This window comes from uncultured Subdoligranulum sp. (assembly GCF_937890665.1).
Genome location: NZ_CALADU010000070.1, coordinates 1 through 7,139 on the forward strand (window position 1 = coordinate 1; position 7,139 = coordinate 7,139).

The window sequence follows — 7,139 nt, forward strand, 5'->3', positions numbered from 1 at the left end:
GTCCACCTGGCTGAACAATTCGGAAACTTCGTGATAGCCCAGCGCCCGTGCCAGCGCGATGGCCTGGGTCACTTTGGGTTCGCTGTCGCCCTGTTCCCAGGCGATGAGGGTGCGGGCAACGGCCGTCTTGCCCGCAGGCAGATACTCCCGCATTTTGCGCACGGTCTGCTCGCGGGTCAGTTTCTGCGCCTCCCGCGCTGCCTTGATGCGTTCATTCCAGCTCATAGCGCGCCTCCCTATACTTCTATGTCCTTATCATAGCATAGCCGGGACCGCAAGTCAAGCATACAATTACATGGATATTCAAATATAAAGCCTTGAAAGTGAAGAAACAAGCAATTATAATAAGGCTGAAGGGGGTTGTCGTATGTCAGGCCGACACATACTCCATGTCGATGCCAACAGCTTCGTGTGACACGCAAGTCACTTGATTGATTGTCCTCCAAATGAGAGGACCCGCCGTACCGTCGGCGGCGCCTACCGTTCACAAAGTGGTCAGTAATGCCCATGAGGAAACGGAACGGGACACAGTAGCCCTTTCTCAGAACGAGAAGGAGCGGCAACCGCGAGGAAGCTGCAAGACTGTTAGCAACGATACAGTCAGGGAGCAGGCGAAGATAATATGACTAAGAAATCTGAACTGCTGATAAACGTCGTTATTGCAGAACAGGCCAAAGTTGCTGTCAGGCCTGACCCAAAACGGGGCTGAAGTCGGATGTTCCTCTGAATGCATAGGAGCACACGGTCAAATGACTTCCGGCGAAAAGGCAGAGTCTACGTTATCTGTATCAATCAAGTGGAACGTGGTAAGCCCGTATCTTCCCATAACTGTATGGAAGGTTTCCCGTGAGGGACGCTAATGAAGGTGCGGGTACAGGAGGACGGAAAAAGCGAATGCCTGGCTGTAACGGCCGGGATAGAGGTTGCAACATTACCTTGCCCGAAAGGGTGCAGACTTCCGTCTGGTCTTTCTTTGCAAGAGAGTTTGAAAAATTTCTGAAAGGGGTAAAGCAGATGAACAGGAAACTGTGTGCGACTCCTCGCGCCGGCCGGCGCTGGCAAGACATTGATTTTGCCAATGCTGAGAAGTGCGTGAAGAAACTGCAAATGCGTATTACAAAGGCCGCAAAGGAAAGAAAGTGGGGCAAGGTCAAAGCCCTGCAATGGACACTGACGCACTCGTATTATGCGAAAGTGCTTGCAGTGAAACAAGTGACAGAAAACAGAGGGAAGCGAACTTCCGGTGTTGACCATGAACTTTGGGACACACCCGACGGTAAATTGAAAGCGGTCGGAAAATTAAAACGACACGGCTACCGACCGTTACCGCTTCGGCGTGTGTATATACCAAAGAAAAACGGTAAGCTTCGCCCCCTCAGCATTCCAACCATGACAGACAGAGCCATGCAAACCCTGTACAGGTTCGCGCTCGACCCTGTTGCGGAAACAACGGCGGATGCTCACTCATACGGATTTCGCAAAGGACGTTGCGTGCAAGATGCCATTGAACACTGCTTCACAAGTCTAAGCCGCGGCACATCACCGGCTTGGATTCTGGAGGGAGACATCAAAGGATGCTTTGATCATATCAGCCACAAATGGCTGCTGGATAATATTCCGATGGACAAAGAAATCCTTGGAAAATTTCTAAAGAGCGGTTTCGTGGATGGCGGTATCTTCCACAATTCGGAAGAAGGCACCCCGCAGGGCGGTACGATTTCGACTGTGCTTTGTAACATGACGCTGGATGGATTGGAGCCCTTACTGAAAGAGAGATTCGTGCGCAAATACAGGAACGGTCGGATGTACAATCCAAAAGTCAACTTTACTCGATATGCCGACGACTTTATTGTGACGGGAGAAAGTCCCGAGCTGCTGGATGAACAAGTAAAACCACTCATCCGGCAATTCCTCCAGGAGCGAGGCCTTACCCTGTCAGAAGAAAAAACCAAGATTACGCATATCGAAGATGGGTTTGATTTCTTGGGATGTAACATCCGAAAGTTCAAAGGAAAATTGCTTACACGGCCATCCAAAACATCCGAAAAAGCGTTTCTCGCTAAAATTCGAGCGGTGATTCGGGCCAATCGGATGGCACGCCAACAAGACCTCATTGCCAAACTGAACCCTATTATCCGAGGATGGACAAACTTCCACCGTTTCAACGTCGCTTCCAGGGTGTTTCACCATGCCGACTTTCAGATTTACCAAGCATTGTGGAAATGGGCAAAAAGACGGCATCCTAACAAAGGAAGTCGCTGGATCGCCCAACGATATTTCCATCGCATTGGTAATCGTACCTGGACATTTTCTGTCCAATGGCGGAGAACGGATGGCAGTACAGGGTACTATGCCTTGGAATACGCGAGCGATGTGAAAATTGCTCGCTATCCCAAAATTCAGGACGGAGCCAATCCCTATGATGAGGAATGGCAGCTGTATTTTGAAGAACGGGAAACGGATAAAATGCGTATCAGTGTAAAAGGCAATGCCACGCTCAGGAAAATCTTCCGAATTCAGAAAGGGCGCTGCGCGCTTTGCGGTGAGCGTTTAACCCTGGAAACTGGTGCGCGGTGTCACAAATACACCGATGGAATGCGTACGATGAACTATTTGGTTCATCCAAGTTGTCACAGGAAAACCCATTCTTTTCCATTCTTGCGACCGGCTTATTGCGGCAGTAATAGGCTTTGAAAGGCTTGAGCCGTATGACGGGAAACTGTCACGTACGGTTCTTAGGGGAGGGGTGGGCAGTAATGCCTATCTCTTACCCGACTATTCTTCGGTTGAAATGCAGGAAAACCCCACCTTACGTGGCAAACGGATCGCCGTCTGCGGCTCGAAGGAGGACCGGCACGGCATCGTGCTGACCGCCAGCTACCCGGCCAAGCGGATGGGGGTCAAGACCGGCATGGCCATCTGGGAGGCGCAGCGGTGCTGCCGCGACCTCATCATCGTGCCGCCGCACTACCGCGAGTATATGCGGTACAGCGGCTATATGCGGGAGATTTTGCAGGACTACACCGACCAGGTCGAGGCGTTTGGCCTGGATGAAAGCTGGGCGGATGTGAGCGGCAGCGTGGGGCTGTTCGGCAGCGCCATGACCATTGCGCAGGAGATCAGCGAGAGGGTCAAACGGGAGCTGGGAATCACGGTGAGCATCGGCGTTTCCGACAATAAAGTCACCGCAAAATTGGGCAGCGACTACAAAAAGCCGGACGCCATCACCCGCATTGAGGCGGATAATTACAAGGAGATCGTCTACCCGCTGCCGGTGCAGGACCTGCTCTATGTGGGTCACGCCACCCAGCGCAAGCTCAATTATTATGGCATCCGCACGATTGGCCAACTGGCGCAGACCAACCCGGAAGTTTTGCATGGCTGGTTTGGCAAGGTGGGGTACTCGCTGTCCGCCTTTGCCCGCGGGCTGGATGCCTCGCCGGTCGCCAGGCAAGACCATGTGGCGGCGGTCAAAAGCGTGGGCAACAGCGGCACCACGCCGCGGGACCTCGTCAACAACGAGGATGTCTGGCTGATGCTGCTGGTCATGGCCGAGAGTGTCGCTATGCGGATGCGGGAACTCGCCATGAAATGCACGGTGGTGGAGGTCAGCGTCCGGGACTGCGACCTGAACGGGTTTGTCCGGCAGCGAAAAATTGATACGCCCACGAGCAGCAGTTTGGAGATCGCACAGATAGCGTTCGATCTTTTTAAAAGCAACTACCGCTGGGGCAAGCCGCTGCGTGGCGTCGGGGTGCGCGGCGCCTCGCTGGTGCCCGCCGATACGCCGGTGCAGCTGGGCTTTTTCAGAAATGCCGAGAAACGCGAGAAACTGGAGCGGCTGGACAAGGCGGTGGATGTGGTGCGCGAACGATACGGGTACACCAGCGTCCAGCGGGCGCGAATTTATACCGACCGCGGGCTGGGGGCGATCAACCCGAAGGACGACCACACGGTGCATCCGGTCGGGTTCTTTAACGCGGGATAAGGAATTTTTGACAGATAGCAGGGAGGCGCAACGCAATGTCACGCAAGATCATTGGACGCGAAAAGCGATATGTGGAAGTGGATGTCCGCTTCGAGCCGGACGGCCACCTGCGGCCGCTGGCGATCCGCTTTGGCCCGGAGCAGGTGTACGAGATCGACAAGATCAAGGATGTCAGCCGCCGCGCCGCCGAGGTGGGCGGTGTGGGGGATCGCTATATCTGTGTGATCCACGGGCGGGAAACAAACCTCTGGATGGAGAAGGGCCGCTGGTTTGTGGAGGCCAAGCTGGTGGCCGAAGCGTGACATGACTCGATACCAACTATATGAATAGGCAAAGCAAATGCCGCGGGCACAGGTGTGAATCGGGTGATTCAGGAACCTGCCTCGCGGCGTTTTGCATCTATATATAATGGCACGAAGCCTTGTTTTTTGTCCGCGATCGGCCGGGCGATTGCCCTGGCATGGCCTTAAGCGGTAATGGCGGTGTCGCTTTTGCGGTACCGTTTTGTCCATGTCTATAAGGTACAGGATAATTTTGACAACCATTTGAAAGACCTTTGAAGAAACTTCAAACAATTTATCACCAATTTGTGAAGGAGGCGATTGATGATATGGTAGAACCCAAACAGAAACCGGCAGGCAAGCCTGTCCACACGGCAGACAAAGCCCGCCTGCCACGAACCGCCATGCACGCCGTCTGGCTGTGCACCCGCGAAGGCACCCGGCGGCTTGTCGCGGAGGAACACCGGGATGGGCAGTATCAGGAGGCAGCGGCTCAGGAGGAACGTGCCGTGGATGCGGTTGCTTCCGCAACAGAAGCGGCTGTCGGTACCGCGCTGCGCAGCGGAAAAAAGCTGGCGCAGCAGGTCGCTCGAAAGCATCAAGTGAACCGTGCAGCCGAGCAGGCTGAAAACGTTGCATCCGGGAGCGGGACAGCCGCGGCAGGAGCAGACGATCCGCCTTTTGATCAAGCAGCACCGTATAAAAACCAAACTCTAACCCCTGGCCAGCGCACGAAAACGGCTGCCGCGCAGCGCACTGAACCCATCCGATTCGATGTGCCCGACATCCACCAGAGCCGCCTGCGGCATGACTCTCTCTATCGCTTTAAGGTCACCACACGCAGGAAACCACAGCCGCGCCAGGCATCCGCCCCGAAAACAGCCACGACCGCAGTCGGCAAAATTGCCGACACCAACAAGGTCCGCAAGACCGCTGCCAATGCGGCCCGGCGGGCAAAACAAGCTGCGCAGGCTACTAGGGAGGCGACCCAAAAGTTGGCGGATGCCGTCATAGCCGGGCTTAAGGCCCTATGGGCGAGTACGCAGACATTGGTTGCGGCGATCACAGCCGGCGGTACGGCTGCGGTTTTCGTTGTCACCATCATCTGCATGATCGCGCTTGTGATTGGCTCAGCGTTCGGAATCTTTTTTGCAGGGGAATCGACCGACACCGGGATCACAGTTCAAGAGGCCATCATACAGCTGAACGGTGAATACCAGGACCGGCTGGAAGAGATCGAAAACAACATAACGCATGACCGCCAGGAGATCGTGTCCAACGATGGCAGCTACGCCATCGCGTGGCAGGATGTCCTGGCGGTTTTTGCTGCCCGCACCAGCGGAGCAGAGGATGGAGCCTCGGTCGCTTTCATAGATGAAGATAACTTGGACAGGCTTCGGGAAATCATGTGGGATATGAACAAGGTAGCTTACCGTACAGATACCAGTACCAGTGAAGTGGAAATAGCCGATGACGAGGGAAACACCACCACGACGAATGTGATAGAAACGGTGCTGACGATTGAACTCACCCACAAAACTGCGGAGGAAATGCGCACAGTATATGCCTTTAACGACAGGCAAAATGAATACCTGACCCTTTTGTCAGGAGAAAACACCGCCGAATTGTGGAACCAGCTGCTGGGTGGCTTCGTTGCCGGCAGCGGGGAGGTTCTGCCGCCGGCAGGGGACTGGCAGCCGACCGGTGCCCTGCAATGGCCGCTGACCATTCCCGGCACGATCACGTCACAGTTCGGTTACCGCACCGATCCCATCACCGGCGAAACCAGCTACCACAGCGGCACCGACATCGCCGCGCCGGACGGCAGCCCAATTCTGGCGGCAGCCGGAGGTACGGTGACCATTGCCAATGCCCTCGACAGCTGGGGCGGCGGGTATGGCTACTATATTCGCATTGACCACGGCAATGGCCTGGAGACACTCTATGCGCATTGCTCCGCTATCTGCGTAGCTGCCGGCCAGCAGGTGCAGGCCGGGCAGGTGATCGGTTATGTGGGCCAGACCGGGCGGGCCACCGGCAACCATTTGCACTTCGAGGTGTACCAGAATGGGCAGAGAGGGGACGCAATGGCGTACTTTGCAGCACAGGCAGGCGATTAGCAACAATGACTATAACGAAACGATAGAATCTATGGCTATTGAATGTGCCGCGGGGCTGTGTTACCATAAAATAAATCGTAAACACAGATTCTAAATCGAAAGGGATTATCATGGAGAGAAGCACAACGGCTACCTTCATTGGCCATAGCGAATGCTATGGCTTGGACGAGGGCCGTGTTCTCGCAACCATCGAGCAGTTGATCCATGCGGGCATCACTACATTTCTGTGTGGCGGAATGGGGGCGTTCGATTGGCTGTGTGCCAGGCAGGTATATCAGGCAAAACAGCAATATTCAGAAGTGGAGTGCCTGCTGGTCATCCCGTATCTGTCCTTCCGCATCCGGGAACGCAAATATTTTGATGATATCCTCTATCCGGAAGGCTTTGAGAAATACCACTTCAAAGCAGCCATCCCGGAACGAAACCGTTTCATGGTGAATCATTCCTCGTGGGCGCTGTGCTATGTGGATCATGATTGGGGCGGGGCGGAAAAAACGTATCGGCTTGCAGTCCGGCAAGGGTTGCGGATCATAAATCTGGGGGAACTGGATAATGGGAAAAGTCATATATGAGAAGAAGTTCCCCAAACAAGATTGGCTGGGGGATACAGAACAAAACTGCGTGGATGCGGAAAACTGTGCATTCCCGGATAAACCTGTCACGGTAGCTTCAATTTTGAAATGGAAAGCGCGGAATACAGTATACATCCTCATTCCGGGACGCCAGAAAGCGGTTAGACAATTTATCAGT

Annotated in this window: 7 protein-coding genes; 6 read left to right on the forward strand and 1 reads right to left on the reverse strand. The window is 54.4% G+C overall.

Going from position 1 to position 7,139, the window contains the following annotated elements; genetic code table 11:
• Window positions 1-225 (reverse strand): helix-turn-helix transcriptional regulator (locus Q0526_RS03685; RefSeq protein ID WP_298730984.1); only part of this gene is annotated, 225 nt, incomplete at its 3' end.
• A gap of 669 nt (window positions 226-894) precedes the next feature.
• Here Q0526_RS03685 and ltrA point away from each other — a divergent pair.
• The 6 genes from ltrA to Q0526_RS03715 all read left to right on the forward strand — a co-directional run.
• Window positions 895-2,694 (forward strand): group II intron reverse transcriptase/maturase, encoded by a 1,800-nt coding sequence (gene ltrA / locus Q0526_RS03690; RefSeq protein ID WP_298730985.1) that lies wholly within the window; start codon window positions 895-897, stop codon window positions 2,692-2,694.
• A gap of 52 nt (window positions 2,695-2,746) precedes the next feature.
• Window positions 2,747-3,988, forward strand: a complete 1,242-nt coding sequence (locus tag Q0526_RS03695) for a DNA polymerase IV (RefSeq protein WP_298730986.1) — start codon at window positions 2,747-2,749, stop codon at window positions 3,986-3,988.
• Between the two features lie 35 nt (window positions 3,989-4,023).
• A complete protein-coding gene (locus Q0526_RS03700; protein ID WP_298730989.1) occupies window positions 4,024-4,290 on the forward strand; it encodes a hypothetical protein in 267 nt (88 codons plus the stop codon).
• A 308-nt stretch (window positions 4,291-4,598) separates the two neighbouring features.
• Entirely contained in the window at window positions 4,599-6,389 is a 1,791-nt protein-coding gene (locus tag Q0526_RS03705; RefSeq protein WP_298730991.1) for a M23 family metallopeptidase, read from the forward strand.
• A gap of 110 nt (window positions 6,390-6,499) precedes the next feature.
• Window positions 6,500-6,961, forward strand: a complete 462-nt coding sequence (locus Q0526_RS03710) for a hypothetical protein (RefSeq protein ID WP_298730993.1) — start codon at window positions 6,500-6,502, stop codon at window positions 6,959-6,961.
• A partial coding sequence (locus Q0526_RS03715) for a hypothetical protein (RefSeq protein ID WP_298730995.1) occupies window positions 6,942-7,139 on the forward strand: 198 nt, incomplete at its 3' end. The genes Q0526_RS03710 and Q0526_RS03715, both read left to right, overlap by 20 nt.